Annotated in this window: 21 protein-coding genes; 6 read left to right on the forward strand and 15 right to left on the reverse strand. The window is 57.4% G+C overall.

The genetic code is table 11. The annotated features are described in order from the left end of the window. Positions 1 to 21 precede the first annotated feature (21 nt). Entirely contained in the window at positions 22 to 1,149 is a 1,128-nt protein-coding gene (tgt, locus tag FU672_RS16485; protein WP_063439843.1) for a tRNA guanosine(34) transglycosylase Tgt, read from the reverse strand. 53 nt (positions 1,150 to 1,202) lie between these two features. Beyond that, a complete protein-coding gene (gene queA, locus FU672_RS16490) occupies positions 1,203 to 2,273 on the reverse strand; it encodes a tRNA preQ1(34) S-adenosylmethionine ribosyltransferase-isomerase QueA (RefSeq protein ID WP_063144786.1) in 1,071 nt (356 codons plus the stop codon). Between the two features lie 92 nt (positions 2,274 to 2,365). Here queA and acpH point away from each other — a divergent pair, with 92 nt between their 5' ends. Together acpH and FU672_RS16500 are read left to right on the forward strand one after the other, a co-directional pair. Then, on the forward strand, positions 2,366 to 2,947 hold the full coding sequence (gene acpH, locus FU672_RS16495) for an ACP phosphodiesterase (protein WP_148244070.1): 582 nt from the start codon (positions 2,366 to 2,368) through the stop codon (positions 2,945 to 2,947). Positions 2,948 to 3,074: 127 nt separating this feature from the next. Then, a complete protein-coding gene (locus FU672_RS16500; protein ID WP_014168840.1) occupies positions 3,075 to 3,677 on the forward strand; it encodes a peroxiredoxin in 603 nt (200 codons plus the stop codon). A gap of 43 nt (positions 3,678 to 3,720) precedes the next feature. On the opposite strand, the gene FU672_RS16505 is transcribed toward FU672_RS16500, so the two are convergent. The 7 genes from FU672_RS16505 to phoB form a co-directional block, all read right to left on the reverse strand. Beyond that, positions 3,721 to 5,106 carry a DUF3999 domain-containing protein gene (locus tag FU672_RS16505; protein ID WP_148244071.1) on the reverse strand — a complete coding sequence of 462 codons (1,386 nt, stop codon included), beginning with the start codon at positions 5,104 to 5,106 and terminating at the stop codon, positions 3,721 to 3,723. Then, positions 5,103 to 7,694 (reverse strand): DUF2339 domain-containing protein, encoded by a 2,592-nt coding sequence (locus tag FU672_RS16510; RefSeq protein WP_148244072.1) that lies wholly within the window; start codon positions 7,692 to 7,694, stop codon positions 5,103 to 5,105. Before FU672_RS16510 ends, FU672_RS16505 begins: the two co-directional genes overlap by 4 nt. Positions 7,695 to 7,782: 88 nt before the next feature. Continuing rightward, positions 7,783 to 9,600, reverse strand: coding sequence for a maltodextrin glucosidase (gene malZ, locus FU672_RS16515; RefSeq protein ID WP_148244073.1), 1,818 nt, complete (start codon positions 9,598 to 9,600; stop codon positions 7,783 to 7,785). Between the two features lie 162 nt (positions 9,601 to 9,762). After that, positions 9,763 to 11,136, reverse strand: a complete 1,374-nt coding sequence (proY, locus tag FU672_RS16520) for a proline-specific permease ProY (protein ID WP_148244074.1) — start codon at positions 11,134 to 11,136, stop codon at positions 9,763 to 9,765. A gap of 81 nt (positions 11,137 to 11,217) precedes the next feature. Further along, positions 11,218 to 12,537: a branched-chain amino acid transporter carrier protein BrnQ gene (brnQ, locus tag FU672_RS16525; protein ID WP_148244075.1), complete on the reverse strand. Its 1,320-nt coding sequence runs from the start codon at positions 12,535 to 12,537 to the stop codon at positions 11,218 to 11,220. Positions 12,538 to 12,946: 409 nt separating this feature from the next. Next, positions 12,947 to 14,242: a phosphate regulon sensor histidine kinase PhoR gene (gene phoR, locus FU672_RS16530; RefSeq protein WP_148244076.1), complete on the reverse strand. Its 1,296-nt coding sequence runs from the start codon at positions 14,240 to 14,242 to the stop codon at positions 12,947 to 12,949. Between the two features lie 21 nt (positions 14,243 to 14,263). Beyond that, entirely contained in the window at positions 14,264 to 14,953 is a 690-nt protein-coding gene (phoB, locus tag FU672_RS16535) for a phosphate response regulator transcription factor PhoB (RefSeq protein WP_008503265.1), read from the reverse strand. A gap of 187 nt (positions 14,954 to 15,140) precedes the next feature. On the opposite strand from phoB, the gene sbcD reads away from it, so the two are divergent. After that, positions 15,141 to 16,346, forward strand: coding sequence for an exonuclease subunit SbcD (sbcD, locus tag FU672_RS16540; RefSeq protein ID WP_148244077.1), 1,206 nt, complete (start codon positions 15,141 to 15,143; stop codon positions 16,344 to 16,346). Further along, positions 16,343 to 19,474 (forward strand): exonuclease subunit SbcC, encoded by a 3,132-nt coding sequence (gene sbcC, locus FU672_RS16545; protein ID WP_148244078.1) that lies wholly within the window; start codon positions 16,343 to 16,345, stop codon positions 19,472 to 19,474. The genes sbcD and sbcC overlap by 4 nt, the downstream gene beginning before the upstream one ends. A gap of 99 nt (positions 19,475 to 19,573) precedes the next feature. On the opposite strand, the gene mak is transcribed toward sbcC, so the two are convergent. Next, positions 19,574 to 20,485: a fructokinase gene (gene mak, locus FU672_RS16550; protein WP_148244079.1), complete on the reverse strand. Its 912-nt coding sequence runs from the start codon at positions 20,483 to 20,485 to the stop codon at positions 19,574 to 19,576. A gap of 123 nt (positions 20,486 to 20,608) precedes the next feature. On the opposite strand from mak, the gene rdgC reads away from it, so the two are divergent. Then, the gene (gene rdgC / locus FU672_RS16555) at positions 20,609 to 21,523 is read left to right on the forward strand and encodes a recombination-associated protein RdgC (RefSeq protein ID WP_028017678.1); all 915 of its coding nucleotides are present in this window, start codon (positions 20,609 to 20,611) and stop codon (positions 21,521 to 21,523) included. Between the two features lie 48 nt (positions 21,524 to 21,571). Here rdgC and ppnP read toward each other — a convergent pair whose 3' ends face one another. From ppnP to FU672_RS16580, 5 genes are all read right to left on the reverse strand, one after another. Further along, entirely contained in the window at positions 21,572 to 21,859 is a 288-nt protein-coding gene (gene ppnP / locus FU672_RS16560) for a pyrimidine/purine nucleoside phosphorylase (protein WP_008503270.1), read from the reverse strand. Between the two features lie 71 nt (positions 21,860 to 21,930). Further along, complete coding sequence (locus tag FU672_RS16565; protein WP_148244080.1) at positions 21,931 to 22,608, reverse strand: AroM family protein; 678 nt, start codon at positions 22,606 to 22,608, stop codon at positions 21,931 to 21,933. A gap of 237 nt (positions 22,609 to 22,845) precedes the next feature. Then, on the reverse strand, positions 22,846 to 23,037 hold the full coding sequence (gene yaiA, locus FU672_RS16570) for a protein YaiA (RefSeq protein WP_023334675.1): 192 nt from the start codon (positions 23,035 to 23,037) through the stop codon (positions 22,846 to 22,848). A gap of 44 nt (positions 23,038 to 23,081) precedes the next feature. After that, entirely contained in the window at positions 23,082 to 23,606 is a 525-nt protein-coding gene (aroL, locus tag FU672_RS16575; RefSeq protein ID WP_032639634.1) for a shikimate kinase AroL, read from the reverse strand. A gap of 143 nt (positions 23,607 to 23,749) precedes the next feature. Beyond that, positions 23,750 to 24,208, reverse strand: a complete 459-nt coding sequence (locus tag FU672_RS16580; protein ID WP_010428006.1) for a YaiI/YqxD family protein — start codon at positions 24,206 to 24,208, stop codon at positions 23,750 to 23,752. A 97-nt stretch (positions 24,209 to 24,305) separates the two neighbouring features. On the opposite strand from FU672_RS16580, the gene proC reads away from it, so the two are divergent. After that, a complete protein-coding gene (gene proC, locus FU672_RS16585; protein ID WP_024906789.1) occupies positions 24,306 to 25,115 on the forward strand; it encodes a pyrroline-5-carboxylate reductase in 810 nt (269 codons plus the stop codon). The last annotated feature ends 4 nt before the right edge of the window (positions 25,116 to 25,119 follow it).

The raw sequence follows: 25,119 nt of genomic DNA on the forward strand, positions 1-25,119 counted from the left end.
CAAATTCCCTCATTATTAAAATTAATCAACGTTCAACGGTGGAACATCCCGCCCCTGACGTTGGTAGAAATCGGTCACGAAGCTCTCTAATTTACCCTCTTCGATAGCCTTACGTAAACCAGCCATTAAGCGCTGATAATAACGAAGATTATGAATGGTATTGAGACGCGCGCCCAAAATCTCGTTACAACGATCGAGATGATGCAGATACGCGCGAGAATAATTGCGACAGGTATAGCAATCGCACTCGGAATCGAGCGGGCTGGTGTCACTCTTATGCTTCGCGTTACGGATTTTCACCACGCCATCGGTAACGAACAAATGTCCGTTACGCGCGTTGCGGGTTGGCATGACGCAGTCGAACATATCAATGCCGCGGCGTACGCCTTCAACCAGATCTTCTGGTTTACCCACGCCCATCAGGTATCGTGGTTTATCCGCCGGGATTTGCGGGCAGACATGCTCCAGAATGCGGTGCATGTCTTCCTTCGGCTCACCCACAGCCAAACCGCCGACAGCGTAGCCATCAAAACCTATCTCTACCAGACCTTTAACAGAGATATCGCGTAAATCTTCGTAAACGCTGCCCTGGATAATGCCGAACAGCGCATTTTTGTTCTGCAGGGAGTCAAAACGGTCACGGCTACGCTTCGCCCAACGCAGGGACATCTCCATGGAACGTTTGGCGTAGTCCCAGTCGGCCGGGTATGGCGTACATTCGTCGAAGATCATCACAATGTCAGAGCCGAGATCGTACTGAATCTCCATCGACTTTTCTGGATCGAGGAAAATCGGATCGCCGTTGATCGGGTTACGGAAGTGAACGCCCTGCTCGGTGATCTTGCGGATATCGCCCAGGCTGAACACCTGGAAGCCGCCGGAGTCGGTCAGAATGGGGCCTTTCCACTGCATGAAATCGTGCAGGTCGCCGTGGAGCTTCATGATCTCCTGGCCTGGACGCAGCCACAGGTGGAAGGTGTTGCCGAGGATAATCTGTGCGCCAGTGGCTTCGACTTCTTCCGGCGTCATCCCTTTTACGGTGCCGTACGTGCCCACAGGCATAAACGCGGGGGTTTCTACCACGCCGCGCTCAAACACCAGGCGACCGCGACGCGCGCGGCCATCGGTGGTATCGAGTTCAAATTTCATTTTTTCTCCGACGTCAGAAAAACAGTCCAACGTTGTAAAACGGTGCCGCGGACTTATTCCCCGACACGCTCATTCAAAGCCAGCGGATTGTACGTGATAAACATCGCGTCCCCGTAGCTAAAAAAGCGATATTTTTGTTCTACCGCAGACTTGTAGGCGTTCATCGTATGCTGATAACCGGCAAACGCGGACACCAGCATAATCAGCGTTGATTCAGGCAGATGGAAGTTGGTCACCAGCGCGTCAATCACTTTGTACTGATAGCCCGGGTAGATAAAGATCTGCGTATCGCCAAAGAACGGCTCGATAAGACCGTTTTTCGCCGCCTGCGCGGCGCTCTCGAGTGAGCGCACGGACGTCGTACCGACCGCAACGACGCGGCTGCCGCGCGCTTTCGCTGCCAGCACCGCGTCCACCACATCCTGAGGCACTTCGGCATATTCAGAGTGCATGATGTGATCTTCAATGCTGTCCACGCGCACCGGCTGGAAGGTCCCCGCGCCGACGTGCAGCGTCACGAACGCCATCTCCACGCCCTTCGCACGCAGTTTTTCCAGCAGCGGCTCATCAAAATGCAGACCCGCGGTCGGCGCAGCGACGGCACCCGGCTTCTGGCTGTAGACGGTCTGGTACAGCTCGCGGTCGGCCTCTTCGTCCGGACGCTCAATATACGGCGGCAGCGGCATGTGGCCAATGGCGTTCAGGATATCAAGCACCGTGCGCTCGTCATCGAACTCCACCTCGAACAGCGCATCGTGGCGCGCGGTCATGGTCGCTTTGATGCTCTCATCATCGCCCAGCAGCAGTTCAGCGCCCGGCTTCGGCGCCTTAGAAGCGCGAATATGTGCCAGAATACGTTTATCATCGAGCATACGTTCGACCAGCACTTCAATCTTGCCGCCGCTTGCTTTACGGCCAAACAGGCGCGCCGGGATCACGCGGGTATTGTTAAAGACCAGCAGATCGCCAGGGTTGAGCTTGTCGAGCAAATCGGTGAAAGTACCGTGCGTCAGCTCGCCCGTTGGCCCATCCAGTGACAGTAAGCGACAGCTGCTGCGCTCAGGCATGGGATAGTGAGCAATCAGGGATTCAGGTAGTTCAAAGGAGAAATCGGCGACGCGCATGACGTATACTCGTGACTTAAAAACAGGCGGCATAGTCTAGTGCTCACACCCTTTTGCTGCAACAACTAGCCGCCCCCGGACAAATAAAACGCATGAATTTTCTCGCTCACCTGCATCTCGCTCATCTCGCTGACAGCTCCCTGTCCGGCAATTTGCTGGCCGATTTCGTACGCGGCAACCCCGCTGAAGACTATTCCCCTGAGGTTGTCGACGGGATTTTTATGCACCGCCGCATCGACGTGCTGACTGATAAGCTGCCGGAAGTGACGGAAGCCAAAGCGTGGTTTCGCCCTGAAACGCGCCGCGTTGCGCCGATCACGCTCGACGTGATGTGGGACCACTTTCTGTCGCGCCACTGGGAACAGCTGTCGCCGGAGATGCCATTGCCGGATTTTGTGCGCTATGCCCGCCAGCAGGTGTCGATCATTCTGCCCGACTCGCCACCGCGCTTTGTGAATCTGAATAACTATCTGTGGTCGGAACGCTGGCTGGAGCGTTATCGCGAGATGGATTTCATCCAGAATGTGCTGAATGGGATGGCCAGCCGTCGCCCACGACTGGATGCGCTGCGCGACTCCTGGTATGACCTGGATGAACATTACGATGCGCTGGAAACGCGTTTCTGGCAGTTTTACCCGCGCATGATGGCGCAGGCGAAAAACAAACAACTTTGATGCAGATATGATTGATAGGTAAAAGCTGGCGGAACGATTGTCACCACCTCTTTGTCTTATCCATGAACACTCTCTATACTGGCTCGCGTTGCGTTCCAAATAACCTTAGTATCTACAGGAGAATCATATGGTTCTGGTAACTCGTCCGGCTCCGGATTTTACAGCTGCAGCAGTTCTGGGCAACGGTGAAATCGTTGAAAACTTCAACTTCAAACAGCACACCAACGGTAAAGCGACCGTTCTGTTCTTCTGGCCAATGGACTTCACTTTCGTTTGCCCGTCTGAGCTGATCGCCTTCGACAAACGTTATGAAGAATTCCAGAAGCGTGGCGTGGAAGTTGTTGGCGTCTCCTTCGACTCTGAATTTGTACACAACGCATGGCGTAACACCCCTGTCGACAAAGGCGGCATCGGTGCGGTGAAATACGCAATGGTTGCGGACATCAAACGCGAAATCCAGCAGGCTTACGGTATCGAACATCCGGACGCTGGCGTTGCACTGCGTGGTTCCTTCCTGATCGACGCAAACGGCATCGTTCGTCACCAGGTTGTGAACGATCTGCCGCTGGGTCGTAACATCGACGAAATGCTGCGCATGGTTGACGCGCTGCAGTTCCACGAAGAGCACGGCGAAGTGTGCCCGGCTCAGTGGGAAAAAGGTAAAGAAGGCATGAACGCGTCTCCAGACGGCGTGGCTAAATACCTGTCTGAGAACGTATCCAGCCTGTAATCGGCACGGTTTACGAAAAAGGCCCGCTTATGCGGGCCTTTTTTTATGCCTTACGCTGCGTCTCTCGCCAGATGCGCCAGGCCATGCCCGCCAGCAGAATCACCCCCGCAATCAGCACGCCCCATACCAGCAGCGTGTTCAGCCTGCTCTCCCGCTCGGCCGCAGAGGTGGCGGTCAGACGCCCCTCGCCGCCTAGTGCAACATCCTCCAGCATATCGGCCTGCGGCAGGTTAGCCATATCATAGGTCTTGCGCAGGTCGGCTGGGATCAGCATACCGGGCTCCACGCTGGCAGGCTTTGCGGCGCCGTTGCCCCAGGCGAGCACGTACGGCGCTTTCCCCTGCGCGTTGAACACCAGGTCATAGCGGTCGCGATGTCCCGTGACGCTCGGCAGATATTCTGGCAGACGCGCATTCAACGTCGTGATTTTCACTGCCTGCACCAGGCCCCCGTGAAGTGAAACCGGTGGCGACATTTTTCCCTCAAGACGGTAAAGGACCTCTTTTTTCAGGGGGTGCCATGTGTCTTTTTCCGTACTCCGCCACGCTATCTCCACGGGAAGGACGCCATCGCCATTCAGTGAGATGCTGACAGCACTCAGCGGCTGCGGGCGCGCCCAGTGCCACTGCGCTTCGCTTGTCGATAACTGCTCCCCTTCCCCCTCAAGGTCGACCGCTTCCGGGGCCGCCTGCGCAGGTGTGCTGATTGCGTTTACGCCGGTCAAGGTTATCCCCTGGCTCTGCGCATTCAGCACCACCATGAGATAGCGATTCGCCTCGGGAGATAAAACCGTATCGGTATCGATCCGATCGAGCTTAAGACGATCCTGACCGCTGACGACGTCCAGCAATGGCATATCCTCGCGCAGGGTATACCAGCGCTTAAGATCCTCACTGTAATAGACCGACGCCGTTCCCTGCCACGGCGTCTGAGGGGTATTCCAGAGCAGCTGCAGCTGGGATATGGCCATCTCCCCCGTAGCCTGCTCCGGCAGGGTCAGCAGATAATGTTGTCCGGCTGCGGCGGCTTTTTGCCCCTCCAGCACAATCTCTACACCGTTTCCGGAACGGAGCAGAATCTTATCGCTATCACCGGATCCTCGGGAAGCCGCAAGCGGCGAGGCGTCCAGCGGGAAGAGACGCAGCGCAGTGGATTGCACTGACGCCTGTGGATGCGTCGCGGTGACCAGGCTGAAGGGAACCGGCTCGCCCGACTGGTTAAAGACGCGGACATCATGCAGATCCGGCGACGTGCTTTGCTCATAGACGGCGAGCGGCAGCATCACCCGATACCACTGGGAAGGAACAGACGTATCCAGTGATCGACCAAAGGCATAATCCCGGGGCGATTCCGTTTGTCCCTCGTCGCAGAACGCCGGGCCGGAAAGCGCCAGCAGCGCGGTACACGCTACCGCTTTCATCCATTTCATTTTTCATCTCCTGTTTTGGGCGGTAGCGGTGAGAAATACCCCACGATCAGAACCAGTATCGCCACGCCGATAAACGCCACCGCACGCGACAAACCGCCTCCACCCGCGCTGTCCACCAGCATCAGTTTAACCATCACTACACCCAGCAGCGCGGCACCGCAGAGCCACTCCTGCCGGGAAGCCCGACGGGTGGCATGGATCATGACCACCAGCGCGCTCAGCATCCAGAACAGGGCAAAACTGGTCTGGATAAGCCGCGAATCCCACAGCGATGCCATATTCCAGGCCACGTCGCCGTACCAGGCCAGGGCGCGCATCAGCGCACCGTTCAACCACCAGAAGCCAAACGCCATAATCGCGACGGCAGGCCACGGTCGGGCCTGAGAGAGCCACGCCGGGTAGTAGCGATCCACAGCCCGATAAAAGATCACCAGCCCCAGCAACGCGAACGCTGCGCCTTCCTCAAGCGGGTTTACCAGCGGTAGCCAGGTCTGACGATAGACCACGCCGTCCTGGAAATTGGTCACCACCAGCAATACCAGCAGCGCCACGACCACGGGGATCGGTGCCAGGCAGGCGTAGAGCGCAGGCCACTCCCGGAACGGCCACCCGCGACGCCGTACGGCTGCAGAGAGCGCCATAATCACCCCGCCACCTGCGGCCATCGCTAATCCGCTGCCCCAGGCCGCCATGCCCCACGGCAACGACCGGGCAAACCAGTAAAGCTCAGCGGCAAGCGCCAGCAAAATCATCCAGAACAGCGACAAATGCAGCCCCATCGCGATGCGCGACAGGAGTCTTTCACCGTCGCGCCGCAACAGCATCAGCGCGGCAGGAAGCGCAACGCACCAGGCCAGATTTGACCAACCGCCGGCAACGATCTGCTGGTGCCAGAGCTGATAACCCACCATCAGCAGCATAACCGGCCACAGCAGCCATTTGCTGGCATCCAGCTCCCGCCACGCCAGACGAGCAGCCACCTGCCGCCAGCCCCAGACCGACGCCGCCGTCAGCGCCAGCACGCCCGCCAGAATCGGTAATTCCTTCGTCAGTACCAGCTGCGACGCGCCCAGCTGCGCCACCATCCAGAACATCAGCCCGCCTGCCAGCAGCGCCCAACTGACTGGCTGAAAGAGTTTCCGCCACAGCCAGGCCGCAGCCAGCCAGCAAAGGCTGAGGATGGTGAAGATCAGCAGCAGGCTCAGCGACGTAACGTCGTTCGTTTGCGCCCACAGCGCGCTGCCAAGCGCCAGCACCAACAGCGCCGTTCCGCTATAGCTCATGCGACGCTGGTGCTGCTGCACACCCAGCCAGAGGATACCCAGCCCTTCCAGTGCCCAGGCCATCGCCGTCCAGCGCGCCGACAGCGCCAGCGGAATCGCGAGCGTCGCGAACCCGCCGCCGATTGCCAGCGCTGCCAGGACCAGCGGTCGTCCGATGGAGGGGTAGCGCCGCAGCGCAAGGAACGCGAGGGTAAGATAAAATGCGCCGTATCCCAGCGCACTCAGGGCCGGGCCATATTCCCAGTGCCGGGTCATGCCGTACTGCATCCCGAAACCTATCAGCGGCGGGGCAAACAGCAGCACGCCGTCAATAATCTGCTTCCCTTTCTCCTGCGCCCGCAGCGACAGCGCCACGCTCAGCACACCGAATATCAGCGTATTGGCAATCAGGAACAGCTGGCAGACCCAATAATCTTCAGGCTGGTAGTCATTCAGCCCCCACAGGCCGCCCACGCCGAACGTAAACAGCAGCCCGAGCAGATTCAGCTCGCGCCAGTGCTGCCAGATGCTGATCGCGAGAATACCGATGGAAAGCAGAAGATAGAAAGAGAACAGCGCCACAAAGCTTCCGCCCCCGGTAGACAACAGCAGCGGCGCAAGATACCCGCCGAGGCTCGCCAGCATGGCAAGGCTCAGCGCCTTCTGCAGCACCGCCAGCCCGACGCTTGCCGCGCAAATCACCACCAGCAGCGCAAAGGCCAGCGTCATCGGCAGCATTTGCCAGAGCCGGAACGCGCCAAAAACGGTCAGGTAGAGCACGCCGGTCGCCCCGCCCTGGAGGATCAGCGCATAGACGCGCTGCCTGTGACGCAGTCGCCACCCGATTGCCAGCAAGACCATGGCAAACAGCGCCGTCGCCGCCAGGCGCAGCTCAAGCGGGAACAGGGAATGTTCCACGGTATAACGCAGCAGGAATGAAAGGCCGAGAAAGAGCAGCAGGATCCCCAGCTTTGCCAGCGGATTGCCCTGCATGAACCAGCGTACCAGCGACGTCAGTATGCCGCCAAAGGCAGAAGGCTGTTTTGCCGCAGGGGCCGGAGCGGGTTCTGTCACGGCAGCGGGAGTATCGGGGCGCCAGGGGTCGACAGTCGCGGGAGCGTCCTCAACTAACGGCGCGGTCACTGCCACCGGCTCCGGCGCGCTTTGAGGCACGCCGCGCTGCTCAAGCGCCTCAATGCGCTGGCGTAGCCGGGCGATCTCCTGTCGCGCCGCCGTACTTCGATTAAAGCCTATAACCGCAAGCACGGGTGCAACCACCAGCGCAAAAACCAGGAACAAACAGCCAAGGATGTAAAGCTCGTCCATGTTTCCACCTTCACCGTAAACGATCCGTTAAGATTGACACAAATAGTTGCATTTGCGCCATCTTAAAAGGTGGAAACATTAACAGGTCTTAGCTGCCGAACCAGATCGTCGCTGATATCGCAGGCAGCGCCAGCACGCCGTCCTGTATCGTCGCCTTGCCCTCTTTATTCTTCCACGTCGCCACCTTCAGCAGCGGTGAATCATCCAGCACCACTTCGCAGGCCTCGCCCCGGTTAATCGCCACCAGCACGCGCTGCTGATTATAGACGCGAGCAAACGCCACCACGTTATCGTGGGCGTACACCACCTGACAGCCGCCGTAGCGCAGGGCGAGACTCTGCTTACGCAGCTTCGCCAGCCGCTGATACAGGCTGAACAGTACCTTGTCCTGTTTCGCTGGCTCCCACGGGAAGGTTTTGCGGCAGAACGGGTCGTTGTTGCCGTCCAGCCCTACTTCATCGCCATAGTAGATGCACGGCACGCCCGGCCAGGTGAAGAGCCAGGTGACCGCCAGCGGCAGACGCGCCACATCCTTGCCGAGCAAGGATTTAAAGCGGGCGGTATCGTGGCTATCGAGCTGGTTAAACATCCGCAGCTGCTGCTGATGAGACAGACCGGCGCGGTAGTTCTCCATCCACGCCATACAGGTTTCAGCGTCGATATGATTCGGATCGTAGGAGATATCGGTGTTAGCGAGGAATCCCCACAGCGGGAAGGTAAAGCCGCGATAGTTCATCGCCGCATCTTCCGCATCATTCTGCAGCCACTGGCGCGCGTCGCCAAAGTGCTCGCCAAAGACGAACGCCTCCGGCTTGGCCGCTTTCGCGGAGCGCGTAATCCCGGCGACGTGCTGAAGATTATTCCGCGCCCCGCCCGCTTCGCCGAGCATGTGCACCACGTCCAGGCGCCAGCCGTCCATATTCCACGGCGCCTTCAGCCAGTGACGGACGATGCTGTTTTCACCGCCGTAGATTTCATTCACGAGCGTTGGCGACTGGAAATCCAGCTTCGGCAGGCTTGGGTAGCCCAGCCAGTCCAGCGCGCGGCCCGCCTCGCTAAAGCTATACCAGTCGCGCTGCGGCGAATCCGGGTTATGGCATGCCCCGCCCATCGACTGGTTATGACGGTCAAACCAAGCGTGCGAATCTCCGCTGTGGTTAAACACGCCGTCCAGAATCAGGCGCATGCCTTCGTTTTGGGTGTTCTTACGCAGGCGCAGCAGCGCCTCGTCACCGCCAAACTGCGCGTCAACGTGGCGATAATCTTCGGTATCGTATTTGTGTACGCTCGGGGCGTTAAATACCGGGTTCAGGTAGAGCGCCGTCACGCCGAGATTTTTCAGGTAGGGCAGCTTTTCGCTGATGCCGTCGAGATCGCCGCCGTAAAACGTCGAGCCGCCAGCCTGCGCGGTTAACGGCTCGTCCCACTCTTTCAGGATAATGTCATGGCCCACCGCATGGTGGTGATAGATCTTATCCTGGTCTGCAGTGCGTTTTTCGCTGCGCGCAAAACGGTCCGGGAAAATCTGGTAAAAGACCTGATCGCTAACCCACTGCGGGCCGTTATCCGGGTAATCGACCGCAAACTGTTCCAGCCGAGCGGGCGGGAAACGGCTAAACCCCTGCGGGGTAAACCACAGCTGGCGGTTATTCCACAAAAGCTTAAAGCTGTAGCGACGGCGCGGCTGCCCGCTGCGCAGATCGATATTCGCCCGCCACGCCGTGATCCCCGGCTGCGGCTGGCTGCGCAGCTTGTGCATTTTCAGCCCGGTCTCTTCGTTATCTATTTCGGCGCGGAGCGTCACGCGTTCAGGCTGATTTTCCCCCGCCAGCCAGAGCGTAATCACAAGGTTGTCTTTGTTTTGCTTAACAAATGGGGCAACCGGAAGGTGCCAGGCGTTTAACATCACGAATCCCCTTTGATGAAATTGACGTCACCTTGCCACAGGGTGGTTAAGGATAGCTCACCATGACGTGATTTATTGGGGGAGGAGGACGGGGGAGGAGGCATCAGTGCAGCCTGATGCCCTCACCCCAACCCTCTCCCACAGGGAGAGGGAGAAAGGAGATTACTGCGCTTCCGCCAGCTGACGGTCGCGGCGGCATTTAAATGCCCAGCCCACCAGCAGCAGGACGATCCACGCGCAGCCCACGTACAGGGAAATGCGGGTATCCGGATGGTAGCCAATCAGGCCAATGATAAACACCAGGAAGATCAGCCCGACGACGGTCGTCGCAACGCCGCCCGGTACTTTGAACTTCAGCGCTTTCGCCTCATCCGGCGACAGACGACGGCGGAAGGCAATCTGCGACAGCAGGATCATAATCCACACCCACACCGTCGCGAAGGTCGCCAGCGATGCGATCACCAGGAAGACGTTCTCCGGCATGATGTAGTTCAGGTACACCGAGAACAGCAGCGCTACGGTCATGACCACGACGGTCACCCACGGCGTGCCGCGGCGTGAGGTTTTGGCGAACACCTTCGGCGCACTGCCCTGCTCCGCCATGCCGTGCAGCATACGGCCCACGCCAAAGACATCACTGTTAATCGCGGAAAGCGACGCGGTCAGTACCACAAAGTTCAGAACGCTGGCCGCAAAGGCAATCCCCAAATGCTGGAAGGTCAGAACAAACGGGCTGCCGTTGGTGCCTACCTGATTCCACGGGTAGATGGACATAATCACGAACAGCGTACCCACGTAGAACACCAGAATACGCATCGGCACCGAGTTGATGGCGCGTGGAATGGACTTCTCCGGATCTTTCGCTTCCCCGGCGGTGATACCGATAATCTCGATACCGCCGTAGGCGAACATCACCATCTGCAGCGACATGACCATCCCGAGCCAGCCGTTGCTGAAGAAGCCACCGTTGCTCCAGAGGTTGTGAATACCGGTCGGCTGCCCGCCGTTGCCAATTCCCCAGATGATAATCCCGAAACCAGCCACAATCATGATGATGATGGTGGCGACTTTGAAGAAGGAGAACCAGAACTCCAGCTCGCCGAACACCTTCACGCTCATCAGGTTGACGGCGCAAATGATCAGCACCACGCTCAGCACCCAAATCCAGTGCGGCACCGCCGGGAACCAGACGCCCATATAGATGCCAAATGCCGTCACGTCGGCAATTGCCACAATCAGGATTTCAAAGCAGTAGGTCCAGCCGGTGATAAACCCGGCCAGTGGGCCGAGATTTTCCTGCGCGTAGCGGGAGAATGAGCTGGCGGACGGGTTGTGAACCGACATTTCGCCGAGGGCGCGCATGATGATATACGCCGCCACGCCGCCGATAATGTACGCCAGCAGAACGCTGGGACCGGCCATTTTGATGGCATCTGCCGAGCCATAAAAAAGACCGGTGCCGATAGCAGAGCCCAGCGCCATAAAGCGGATGTGGCGCGTGCTCAATCCACGTTTAAGTTTGTTAGTGCTTTCCATTTAAATCTTGCCATTCAACACGAAAAAAACAAAAAACCACGGGGCCTTAAGCCCCGTGGTTAAACAGTTTGTTGCCGTTGATTAATGGGCGTTCGATGCGACCTGACGCCCTGCAGCACGGTCCCAGATAATGGCCAGAACCAGTGCAACAACGGTAGGCATCAACCAGGCCAGGCCCTGCTCGGACAGCGGCAGACGCTGTGTCCATGCCGGCAGTATGTGCGCGAAAGCTGATGCTTTAATCCCGTCAAGGATACCAAAAATCAGGCTGATAAACATGGCTGGCGCAATAATTCGTGAAGAGTTGTTCCACCACGGGCGAGTAAAGCTCAGCACCACCAGCACGATACACGGCGGATAAATCGCCGTCAGTACCGGAATAGAGACCTGAATCAGGTGGCTCAGACCGAGGTTGGACACCGCCATGGAGAAGATACCGAGGATAAACACCAGGGTGCGGTAAGAGAGCGGCAGATACTGTGCAAAGAACTCTGCACAGGCGCAGGTCAGGCCAACCGCGGTTACCAGACACGCCAGGAAGATGAGCGCCGCCAGCAGCATACTGCCCGCACCGCCGAAGGTGTGCTGAACGTAGGCGTGCAGGATAGCCGCACCGTTGGCGTTCTGATCGACCAGCATGGCGCTATCGGAGCCCAGACGGAACAGTGCCAGATACAGCAGCGTCAGGCCCACACCGGCCATCAGGCCAGCCCAAATGGTATAGCGGGTCAGCAGACGCGCTTCAGTCACACCGCGGGAACGCGCGGCGTTAACAATAACGATACCAAATACCATGGCGCCCAGCGTATCCATCGTCAGGTAGCCGTTCACAAAGCCGTTAGAGAACGCGGCATTTTTATAGGCGTCCATCGCGTCGCTAATCGGGCCTGCTGGCCAGACGATGGCCGCTACCGCCAGAACAATCAGCGCCACAATTTTCAGCGGAGCCAGGAAGTTACCCACGGTATCCAGCAGTTTGCCCGGATAGAGGGAAACCAGAATCACGATCGCGAAGTAGATCAGGCTGTAGATAAACAGCGGCATCGCACCGTCACCGGTCAGGGGAGCAATACCCACTTCGAAGGAAACGGTCGCCGTACGCGGGGTCGCAAACAGCGGGCCAACGGCCAGATAGCAGACGGTTGCCAGCAGAATACCCGCCACTTTGCCAATCGGCGTGCTGAGGCTATCCACACCGCCGCCGACTTTCGCCAGCGCGACGACGGTCAGAACCGGCAGACCCACGGCAGTAATCAGGAAACCAAACGCGGCGGTCCAGACGTGTTCACCCGCCTGTAAGCCAACCATTGGAGGGAAAATGATGTTGCCTGCGCCAACGAACAGCGCAAATGTCATAAAGCCCAGCGCGATGATGTCACGCGATTTTAAGTGATGGGTCATAAAACCTTACTGCCTGTGGATGTGGTGTTGAAAACAATGAGATTTTCGATATCCCTGACGGGACGATACAGCCGAAAATTTGCTCAATTTCAGCGGGAAATGCTCCCGTCCTGGCGTGGAGAAGAATAGTTTTTCGATTTACCACGCAAATACAGTCGGTCTGACAGTATCTGGGGCGCAATTTAAACGCTTATAACGTTTAAAGGCAAGGTGGGATCGCAAAACCAGAACAATATGCCAGCATGAAAATACACGTCAGAACAATACGCTATTGATAAGAAAAACCCATGGCTAATCATGCGAACAAAAAACAGTCAGCCGTATATAATTCATCTGCGTTTCGCTTGACTGCAAAGCAAACGGGCCAGCGATGGCTGACCCGTGGAAAGGTAAAATGACACACCTGCTCTCAGGCGATCTTTTTGGCAATTAATCGTTCCGGAATAACGAAGCTGAAGCGGGTTCCTTTACCCAGCGTACTCTGAATATCGAGACGGCTTTCATGGTGATTTACCGCGTGTTTCACAATTGCCAGCCCCAGGCCGCTTCCGCCTGTCTGCCGGGATCGCGCTTTATCCACACGGTAAAAGCGCTCGGTCAGACGCGGAATATGCTCAGGCGCGATCCCTGGCCCGTTGTCTTCCACGCTAAACTCAGCCCCCGTTGGGGCGTGGTGCCAGCGCACCACGATATCCGTCCCCTCCGGCGTATGATTCACCGCGTTATACACCAGGTTGGAAATGGCGCTACGCAGTTGATCTTCGCTGCCCAGCACCTTCAGCGTATTGTCGACCTCAAAGGTCAGGTGATGCTTTTTGTGGCTTAACGTCTGCGCTTCTCGCTCAACGACCCGCAGCATCATCGGGACATCAATGGTCTCATTTAGCGCAAGCGTTGGTGCCGCTTCAATCTTCGATAGCGTCAGCAATTGTTTCACCAGCCCTTCCATCCGGTGCGTTTGCTCGCGCATGGTGTGCAGCGCTTTTTCACGCGGCGCGCCTTCAAGCGTTTGCTCCTGCATCATCTCCAGGTAGCCCTGAAGCACGGTCAACGGAGTACGCAGTTCGTGACTGACGTTGGCGAAGAAGTTGCGACGCGCCCCTTCCAGCTGGTGCATCTGCGTCACGTCGCGCGCTACCATCAGCCATTGCCGATCGCTGTAGGGCATCACACGGATTTCCAGATGACGACCGTTATTGAGCTTCAGATTGTGCGGGCGGGTAAAATCACGCTTTTTCAGATACAGCGTGAACTCGGGATAACGCAGAAGGTTGAGGATATTCTGGCCATTGTCGTCGGGCCAGCGCAGGCCCAGCAGCTGTTGCGCAAGGCCGTTACACCAGAAGATCGTCCCTTCTTCGGTCGTCAGGATAACGGCATCCGGCAGCGACTCTGCACCACTGCGAAAACGCTTAATCAGGCTTCCCAGCTCGCGGCGGCGCTTTTTATTACGCATCTGCATCTGATGCAGACCGTAAAGCAGCGGCTCCCAGCTACCGCTTCCCGGCGGCGGCGTCATACTTCGGTCAACCCACAGCCACCAGGAGAGGCGCAGCAGGTTCCAGAAATGCCAGATCAGCAGCCCGGTGACCGACGCCAGCAGAAACCACGGCAGGTGTCCAAGAAAGGCCCCCAGAAGAAAGGCCGGAATACAGCATAAGATCAGTTCAAAGACGAGCCTTTTCCATGACAGACGTTCCAGCACGCGTCACACTCCTGTCATTGTTCAGAAACGGGTAGAAAAACGATAACCCGTGCCGCGGACCGTCTGCACCATGCGATCGTGGCCGCTCAGTTCCAGTGCTTTTCGCAGGCGGCGAATATGTACGTCAACCGTCCGGTCTTCGACATACACGTTAGTTCCCCAGACGTTATTCAGCAACTGCTCGCGGCTGTAAACGCGTTCCGGGTGGGTCATAAAGAAGTGCAGGAGTTTAAATTCGGTAGGCCCCATGTCGAGGGGATTTTCACCGGTCATCACGCGGTGTGAGGTGGGGTCAAGGCTCAGCCCCTGCATCTCTATCACCTCTTCCACCGCCATCGGCGAAATACGGCGCATCACGGCTTTAATGCGGGCAACCAGCTCTTTTGGGGAGAACGGTTTAGTAATGTAATCGTCCGCGCCGGTCTCCAGACCGCGAACGCGATCCTCTTCTTCTCCGCGCGCCGTGAGCATCACAACCGGGATGTCGCGGGTCAGCGCCTCACGCTTCAGGTGTTTGATAAACTGCAGTCCGGAGCCGCCAGGCAACATCCAGTCCAGCAGAATCAGATCGGGCCAGGGTTCATTCAGCTGGTTCACTGCGCTGTCATAATCTTCCGCTTCAACCGGCTGGAAGCCGTTTTGCTCGAGCACGAAGCACACCATTTCACGAATTGGAGCTTCATCTTCTACGACCAGAATACGTCTCGCCATACTTTGCCCTGTCTTATCTTATTTAAGTTACAAGTTTGTAATTCGGCGCCATTATGCGTCAGATTTATGACAGATTTATGAAAAACAGTACCACGATAACGGGCAAACTGTTGTTTTATTACAGCGGTTATTTTCTCGTCTCTGAACGTTTATAATCCTGCTTTCTCTTTTTTGCCACGGATCAGCTATGCGCATACTTCACACCTCGGACTGGCATCTGGGTCAAAATTTTTACAGCAAAAGCCGTGCGGCTGAACATGAAGCCTTCCTGAACTGGCTGCTGGAAACCGCCCGGACGCACGAGGTGGACGCGATTATTGTGGCGGGTGACATCTTTGATACCGGCTCGCCCCCCAGCTATGCGCGCGAACTGTATAACCGCTTTGTGGTGAATTTGCAGCAAACCGGTTGTCATCTGGTGATTGTCGCCGGCAACCATGATTCCGTCGCAACGCTCAATGAATCCCGCGACATCCTGGCGTTTCTCAATACCACCGTCGTCGCCAGTGCCGGACATGCTCCGCAGATCCTGAAAAAACGCGACGGCACGCCAGGAGCGGTGCTGTGTCCCATACCGTTTTTACGTCCGCGCGATATTGTGCAAAGCCAGGCGGGACTGTCCGGCGGCGAAAAGCAACAGCATCTGTTACAGGCCATCACCGACTATTATCACCAGCAGCACGCCGATGCCTGCTCCCTGCGCGGCGACCAGCTGATTCCGGTGATTGCGACCGGGCATCTCACCACCGTCGGGGCCAGTAAAAGTGACGCCGTACGTGACATCTATATCGGCACGCTGGATGCCTTTCCGGCGCAAAACTTCCCGCCAGCCGACTACATTGCGCTCGGACATATACACCGGGCGCAGATCGTCGGCGGCAGCGAGCACATCCGCTACTGCGGCTCGCCTATTTCGCTCAGCTTTGACGAAACGGGCAAAGCCAAGTCCGTGCATCTGGTGAGCTTCTCCGAGGGCAAACTCCTCGCCGTCGAGACGCTGGAGGTGCCCGTAACCCAGCCGCTGGCGGTGCTGAAAGGCGATTTGGATGCCATCTCCGCCCAGCTTGAGCAGTGGCGCGGGGCAGCGCTTAACCCGCCCGTCTGGCTGGATATCGAAATCACCACCGATGACTACCTGCACGATATGCAGCGTAAAATTCAGGCGCTAACGGAAGATTTGCCCGTCGAAGTCTTACTGGTTCGCCGCAGCCGCGAGCAGCGCGAGAAAATTCTGTTAAGCGCTCAACGTGAAACGCTCAGTGAGCTTCGGGTTGAAGAGGTGTTTGAACGCAGGCTCTCGCAGGAGGACATTGACGACGCGAAGCGCGCAAGACTCAGCGAACTGTTCAGCCATACCCTGCATGCGCTCAATGATGAGGAAGAAAACGCATGAAAATTTTGAGCCTGCGCCTGAAAAACCTCAACTCCCTCAAGGGCGAGTGGAAAATTGACTTTACCGCGGAGCCGTTTGCCAGCAACGGTCTGTTTGCCATCACCGGCGCGACCGGGGCAGGTAAAACCACCCTGCTTGACGCTATCTGTCTGGCGCTCTATCACGAAACGCCGCGACTGCAGAAGGTTTCTCAGGCGCAAAACGACCTGATGACGCGCGACACCGCCGAGTGCCTGGCGGAAGTGGAATTCGAGGTAAAAGGCACAGCCTATCGCGCCTTCTGGAGCCAGAACCGCGCGCGCAACCAGCCGGACGGAAACCTGCAGGCGCCGCGCGTGGAGCTGGCGCGCTGCGAAGATGGCAAAATCCTGGCCGACAAAGTAACGGATAAACTGGAGCAAACCGCTGCGCTCACCGGGCTGGACTATGGTCGCTTTACCCGCTCCATGCTGCTCTCACAGGGGCAGTTTGCCGCCTTCCTTAATGCCAAACCGAGCGATCGTGCCGAGCTGCTGGAAGAGCTGACCGGCACCGAGATCTACGGCCAGATTTCCGCCATGGTGTTTGAAAAACACAAAGCCGCCCGCAGCGTGCTTGAAAAATGCGAAGCGCAGGCGGCGGGCGTTGTGCTGTTGAGCGAAGAGCAACAGCAGCAGTTACAGCAAAGTTTGCAGGCACTTACTGATGAAGAGAAAACCCTGCTGGTTCAGCAGCAAAGCCAACAGAAAGATTTTCAGTGGCTTACGCGCCATGATGAGCTCGTGCTTGAGCAACAGCGCGTCACCGCGATGCAGCAGCAGGCGCAACAGGCGCTGACGAACGCTGCGCCAGAGCTGGCAAAGCTCCAGCTCGCTCTGCCCGCCGCCCAGCTTCGACCGCTTTGGGAGCACCTGCAGGAGCAGACCGCGCGTCTGACGCAAACCCAGCAGCGAATTATCGAAGTAAATACTCGCTTACAAGCCAAAACCGCACTGCGCGCACGGATCCGTCATACCGCCCAGCGTAATCATGAGCAGCTTCAGACTGAACTGACGGCGCTGGCGCAGTGGCTGGCGGAGCACGAGCGCTATCGCCTGCTGGGCCAGGAGATTGCCGGCTGGCGTGCCCAGTTCTCGCAGCTTAACCGCGATAAAACGCAGGTAGCCTCGCTTGCTGCGCGGATGAGTGAATTACGTAACAAACTGGCTGAGATGCCGGAAAATGCGCTGACGCTGACGGCGGATGAGGTCAGCGCGGCCATGGAGCAGCAGTCCCGGTCACGCCCCCTGCGCCAGCGGCTAACGTCGCTGCATGCCCGCTATCAGCCGCTGCAAAAGCGCCTGCGCCAGAGCGGTGAAAGCGTGCAGAAGGCCCAGGCCGATCAAAATAAACTCAATGAAACGCTGACGCTGCGCCGCCAGCAGTACAAAGAGAAACACCAGCACTATCTGGACCTGAAGGCCCTCTGCGAACGTGAAGCGACGATTAAAGACCTGGAAAGCTATCGTTCCCGGCTTGAGGCAGGCAAACCTTGTCCGCTGTGCGGTTCCAGTGAGCATCCCGCCGTTGAGCAATACCAGTCGCTTGAGCTGACGGATAACCAGCGCCGCCGTGATGCCCTGGAAAAAGAGGTCACCGCGCTTAAAGAGGAAGGCCTGCTGGTATTAGGACAGGTTAATGCCCTGACTCAGCAGATCCAGCGCGAAACAGACGAAGCGCAGACTCTCTCTCAGGAAGAGCAAGCACTCACTAAAGAGTGGATGGAAGCCTGCGCTTCCCTGAACATCGCGTTGAATATTCAGGAAGATATCACGCCATGGATGAACGAGCAGGAACAGTACGAGCGCCAGCTTTATCAGCTCAGCCAGCGTCTGACCCTGCAAAACCAGTTGAACGAGCAGGAAGTGCAGGAGCGACAGTATCAGCAGCAGCTGACGGCCGCGCGCCAGGCGCTGGAACACACCCTGCTCTCGCTATCACTTAAGGTACCTGAAGACGGTAATGAAGCCGGCTGGCTGCACGCCCGTGAAGCGGAATTCGCGCAGTGGCAGGAGAAACAAACGCAGCACGGCGTGCTTCTGGAACGCATAAACGCTCTCAAGCCGCTGCTCGACACGCTTCCGGAAACAAACAGCGAAGAGGCCGAACCGGCTATTCCGGACGGCTGGCGCGACGTCCACGACGAATGCGTGTCGCTACAGAGCCAGCTCACCGCGCAGCAGCAGCAGGAAACGCTGGAGCAAGAGCGCCTGCAGCAGTCGCAGACGCAGTTCGCCGCGGCGCTCTCAGCGAGCTGTTTTACCGATCGGGACGCGTTCCTTGCCGCGCTGCTGGATGACGACGCTATTCGCCACCTCGAACAGCTGAAACAGTCGCTGGAAAGCCAGATACAGCAGGCCGCGGCCCTTTCCGGCCAGGCTAACCAGCAGCTGCAAGCTCATCTGGCGCTGCGGCCGGAAGGGCTCGACGCCGATGCTCCCACGCTGCAAAGCCAGCTGCAGCAGCTGGCGCAACGGCTTCGCGAGAACACGACGCATCAGGGCGAGATCCGCCAGCAGCTTAAGCAGGACAGCGATAACCGTCAGCACCAGCTGGCGTTGATGCAGCAAATTGAAGAGGCCGCACGCCAGGCGGACGACTGGGGTTATCTGAACGCGCTGATTGGCTCCAGCACCGGCGACAAGTTCCGTAAGTTCGCGCAGGGGCTGACGCTGGACAATCTTGTCTGGCTTGCTAACCAGCAGCTTAACCGTCTGCACGGGCGTTATCTGCTGCAGCGTAAGGCCAGCGACGCGCTGGAGCTGGAAGTGGTCGATACGTGGCAGGCGGACGCGGTGCGCGATACCCGCACGCTCTCGGGCGGCGAAAGCTTCCTGGTCAGCCTGGCGCTGGCGCTGGCCCTTTCCGACCTGGTGAGTCATAAGACGCGGATCGATTCTCTGTTCCTGGATGAAGGGTTCGGCACGCTCGACAGTGAAACGCTGGATACAGCACTGGATGCGCTCGACGCGCTGAACGCCACCGGCAAAACCATCGGCGTGATCAGCCACGTTGAGGCGATGAAAGAGCGCATTCCGGTGCAGATCAAGGTGAAGAAGATTAACGGGCTGGGGTATAGCAGGCTGGACAGAGAATTTGCGGTGCAGTAAAGGTCCACTCCATCTGTAGGCCGGGTAAGGCGTAGCCGCCACCCGGCTTTTTTTTTTGCGACTGCCTGAATTCGCCCGGTGGCGCTTCGCTTACCGGGCCTACGAATTTACTGGCCACAACCACGCCGCGCCGCGCACGCCGCTGGAGTCCCCGTGCAGCGCTTTGCGGATCGGGGTTTCACACTCGCCGCCGAAGACCCACTGTTTCACCAGGTTCGGTACCGTAGCGTACAGCCGGTCGACGTTGCTCATGCCGCCGCCGAGCACAATCACGTCCGGATCGAGAATATTCACCACGTGCGCCAGGGATTTCGCCAGCCGCATTTCGTAGCGGCTAAGCGCCAGTTCGGCGACCGGATCCTGTTCTTCGACCAGACGCATGATTTCGTTGCCCTTGAGCGGCTGCCCGCTCAGACGGCGGTAGTCGGTCGCAAAACCGGTGCCGGAGATAAACGTCTCAATACAGCCTTGCTTTCCGCAGTAGCACGGCACTTCAGCGCGATATTTAAGCTCATCTTCATCCATCCACGGCAGCGGGTTGTGTCCCCACTCGCCTGCCGTGCCGTTGCCGCCGATATGGGCGCGCCCGCCGAACGCCACGCCCGCGCCGCAGCCGGTACCGATGATAACGGCAAACACGGTCTGGGCACCGGCCGCCGCGCCGTCGATGGCCTCAGAGACCGCCAGGCAGTTGGCGTCGTTGGCCAGACGCACTTCCCGGTTCAAACGTTGGCTCAAATCTTTATCAAACGGCTGACCATTGAGCCAGGTGGAGTTGGCATTTTTAACCACCCCGGTATACGGCGAGATCGACCCCGGGATCCCCATCCCGACGCTGCCGGTTTGCCCTGTCGCCTGCTCTGCCATCTCAACCAGTCTGGCAATCGTCTCGATAGTCTGGTGATAATCATCGCGCGGCGTCGGCAGACGATGGCGAAACAGCTGTTCCCCCTGCTCGCTCAGCGCGATGACTTCTGTTTTGGTGCCGCCCAAATCGATCCCAATACGCACAAGACTCTCCTCATTATTTTGATTATCAACAGAGTAGAAGCACGCTTCCCGATTAGCAATGCAAGCGATGCGACAATTCGTTATCATGCCCGCTGATTTAACGACAAGGCCGTGGAAATTATCATGCTGTGGTTCAAAAATTTGATGGTTTACCGTCTCAGCCGCGACGTTTCGCTGCGTGCAGAAGAGATGGAAAAACAGTTAGCCGCTTATACCTTTTCCCCTTGCGGTAGCCAGGATATGGCGAAAACCGGTTGGGTTCCGCCAATGGGTTCACAAAGCGATGCCCTGACCCACGCCAGCAGCACGGGTCAAATCATCGTCTGCGCCCGTAAAGAAGAGAAAATCCTGCCGACGCCGGTGGTTAAGCAGGCGCTCGAAGCGAAAATTTTCAAGCTGGAAGCCGAACAGGGCCGCAAGCTGAAAAAGACCGAAAAAGATTCGCTGAAAGACGAAGTGCTGCACTCCCTGCTGCCGCGCGCCTTCAGCCGCTTCAGCCAGACCATGATGTGGATCGACACCGTCAACGGGCTGATCATGGTGGACTGCGCCAGCGCCAAGAAAGCAGAAGATACGCTGGCCCTGCTGCGCAAAAGCATCGGCTCTTTACCTGTCGTTCCGCTGGCGCTGGAAACGCCGATCGAGCTGACGCTGACCGAATGGGTACGCAGCGGTGCTGCGGCACAGGGTTTCCAGATCCTTGATGAAGCCGAGCTGAAAGCCCTGCTGGAAGATGGCGGCGTGATCCGCGCGAAGAAGCAGGATCTGGTGAGCGATGAGATCGCCGTCCATATTGAAGCGGGCAAAGTCGTGACCAAACTGGCGCTCGACTGGCAGCAGCGCATTCAGTTTATGATGTGCGACGACGGCTCCGTGAAGCGTCTGAAGTTCTGCGACGAGTTGCGCGATCAGAACGAAGATATCGACAGGGAAGATTACGCCCAGCGTTTTGATGCGGACTTCATCCTGATGACCGGCGAGCTGGCCGCGTTGATTCAGAATCTGGTGGAAGGTCTCGGCGGCGAAGCGCAGAGATAACAGGTAAAACGCAGGCCGGGTAAGCGTTAGCGCCACCCGGCTTATTTTTTATTTCAGGTAGCGGCACAGATAAGAGGTCGGTTCAGCGACCTGCAAATGAAATTCGCTGTGGCCAGGGACGTTGAAAACTTGCCCGGCAGCGTAAACTTTCCATTCCGTTTCACCCGGCAATAAGACATTCAGCGCACCGCTGACGACCGTCATTTCTTCAGCTTCCGCCGTGCCAAAGGTGTATTCCCCTTCCGCCATTACGCCGACACTGGCGCGACCAGTGCTGCTGCTGGTAAAACCAATGGATTTCACTTTACCGGAAAAGTATTCGTTACTTTGAAGCATGAACTGGCCCTTATATTTTTAGATAAAAATTCACTATAGGGGCCATGCTCATCACCTGTCACGCAAAATCATTACATGAGGAGTTCCGAGGCCAGGCGAGCCATCAGAACGTTGGATAACAGCACGGGCACATCCAGCGCTTTTTGCAGCAAATCACGATGATGCTGATGGAAACCCAGGCAGTCCAGGATCAAGACATCTGCCCCTCTCTCAAGCAGTTCCTTCCCGGCAGCAATGAGCTTGACCTCACTGTCCCAGAAGGGATTTGCCAGCGCATACAAGGGCACTTTTTCCAGCACGTGCCATTTTGCCTCCTGGTTATCCATGAGCTCCTCAATGGGAACAATCACCCCCACCTGATGACCATCAACGATAGAGGCCACCAGCGGTGGAATGATCCGCATCGGCTCCAGCAAAATCGCATTACGCGCCGTGAGGCCCTTAATGGGTGCGGTACTCATCAGCAAAATAACGTCATAACCTTGATTATCGAGCACTTCTATCACGCCCTGCAGCGAGCGCTCGATTTTCTGGCGTGAAACGTGCGCCAGTTTACCGTCACTTAATAACGTCGCCAGGGGATCCTCCCCCGCCTCGACAGCGTAGTCTTCCATGACCTCTTCCCGACTCATCTTCCCCAGCAGGCTTAGATGCGTTATCTGTTGTTCAGATACATGCTCGGTTAAGAGCGGTAACACTTCGCTTACAGGGACCACACCAATGGTGAGGATCGCCAACGTTGCCTTCATTTTTATCGCCTTCCATTACTCCAACATCGTGTACACAGGTACAGGCTCACTACGCTGCACAGTTCATTTTTTCAACAAAACAGCACCAAGCGTAGCAGGTGATCCCGACATCGAAATGTAAAGATCGCCTGCCGATACCGGAGTTACTTGTAATAACTAAATATTAACTCCTGCTTAACTTTCTCGACGAGTAAAAAGTGTGATTCAGGCACGATATTGGATCGTTTAGGAAAACATTCAGGTTATATCGGGATCTTCGTAGCGCCGTTTCGCGTCAAGCGCTTCCTGTTCAGTCTCGTGTTCACTGATCAGCGAGTCCGGCTTAGGGTGATCGGCACGCAGTTGATACCAGGTCACGGTATGACCCGTATGGCCTTTTTCAACGGTAACAATGCGCGCTTCACGCGGATAGGGAGGTCTGGTTGGCATAGCTCATCCTTTTTTTATGTCTGAGCTATAAGTATAGACGCCGGTTAGCTGGCACAAGCCAAACGCAGGGCGGTAATAATCTGAATCACAACGTCTTCGGGAGAGGCTGACGCATCCACCACGTGGTGAGCCGCTTCGCGGTATAGCGCATCGCGTTCGGCCAGCACTTCACTCACCTCTTCGTTGAGCGGCCTGGAGGTCAGTGCAGGGCGTTGCCCCTCTTCCGGAAATGCTTCCAGACGCCCTACCAGAGCCGACACCGGCGCGCTGAGATAAATCACAATCCCCTTTTCGCGCATAAAGTGACGATTACACTCCGCCAGAACAATACCACCCCCGGTCGCGATCACGGCAGACGGGGTAGTGACCGCTTTCAGCGCGGCGGTTTCGCGTGCGCGAAAGCTCTCCCATCCCTCTTGCTCAACAATCTCAGCGATTGTTTTTCCGGCCTCGGTTTGCAGCCAGTGGTCGGTATCAACAAACTGGCGATGACACACGCGTGCCAGCTCCAGGCCAACGGTGGTTTTCCCACAGCCGCGGGGGCCAACTAAAAAGATGGGTTGGGTCATGCCAGGTGTTCCCCTTGATGCCGAATGGCTGAAGAGTGTAAAGAAATAATTGCAGAAGATGTTGCGATTACTTTACTGCAAAGCGGTACGGGATGACAACCCTGTGGAGGCCACACTGTACCACAAATTGACAATAATTATCATTACGCTGTGCGGCGCTTCACTTCCAGCAGCCATTTATCCAGTTCGGCAGCAAACTGCTGGCGATCGCGCTGGGACAGGCTGTCCGGTCCACCGGTCTGCACGCCGCTGGCCCGCATCGTATCCATAAAATCGCGCATGGTGAGCTTTTCGCGAATGGTCGAAGGCGAATAACGCTCACCGCGCGGATTGAGTGCCGCCGCCCCTTTCTCGAGCACTTCAGCGGCCAGCGGAATATCCGCCGTGATCACCAGATCCTCCGCGCTACACAAGCGAACAATTTCGTTATCCGCCACGTCGAACCCGGCCGGCACGCGCAAAGAGCGGATGAACCGCGAAGGCGGTACGCGAATATTCTGGTTCGCCACCAGCGTCAGCGGCATCTGAACGCGCTCGGCGGCGCGAAATAAAATCTCTTTAATCACATTCGGACACGCGTCCGCATCAACCCAAATCGCCATATTGTCTCCCCATAATAACTCTGCCGACTATTGTCGCCTGCATTTCGTTGTTAAGCTATCAATCAGAGAAAACAACGCATAATGACGGAGAATCGTGATGGACAAGAAAATCGGGTTTATCGGCTGCGGTAACATGGGCAAAGCCATCCTGGGCGGTTTGATCGCCAGCGGGCAGGTGCTGCCGGGTCAGATTTGGGTCTATACCCCGTCACCGGACAAGGTCGCCGCGTTGCGCGATCAATACGGGATCAACGCTGCCGAAAGCGCGCAGGAAGTGGCCCAGGTCGCCGATATCGTCTTTGGCGCCGTCAAGCCGAACATCATGATCAAAGTGCTGAGCGATATCACCTCCAGCCTGAATAAAGAGACGCTGGTCGTGTCGATTGCCGCGGGCGTCACGCTCGATCAGCTGGCGCGCGCGCTGGGTCACGATCGTAAAATCGTCCGCGCAATGCCCAACACTCCCTCCCTGGTCAACGCCGGCATGACCTCCGTCACGCCTAACGCGCTGGTGACCACAGAAGAAGTGGCCGATGTGCTGAACATTTTCCGCTGCTTCGGTGAAGCAGAAGTGATTGCCGAATCGATGATCCATCCGGTGGTCGGCGTGAGTGGCTCAGCCCCTGCCTATGTTTTCATGTTTTTAGAGGCGATGGCCGACGCCGCCGTGCTTGGCGGAATGCCGCGCGCGCAGGCGTATAAGTTTGCCGCGCAGGCCGTCATGGGCTCCGCCAAAATGGTGCTGGAAACCGGCAAACACCCGGGTGAACTGAAAGATATGGTCTGCTCCCCGGGCGGTACCACCATCGAAGCGGTGCGGGTGCTGGAAGAGCGCGGATTCCGCTCGGCCGTCATTGAAGCGATGGCAAAATGCATGGAAAAATCAGAGAAGCTGAGTAAATCCTGACACT

This window comes from Enterobacter asburiae, from assembly GCF_008080435.1.
Lineage (GTDB): Bacteria > Pseudomonadota > Gammaproteobacteria > Enterobacterales > Enterobacteriaceae > Enterobacter > Enterobacter asburiae_C.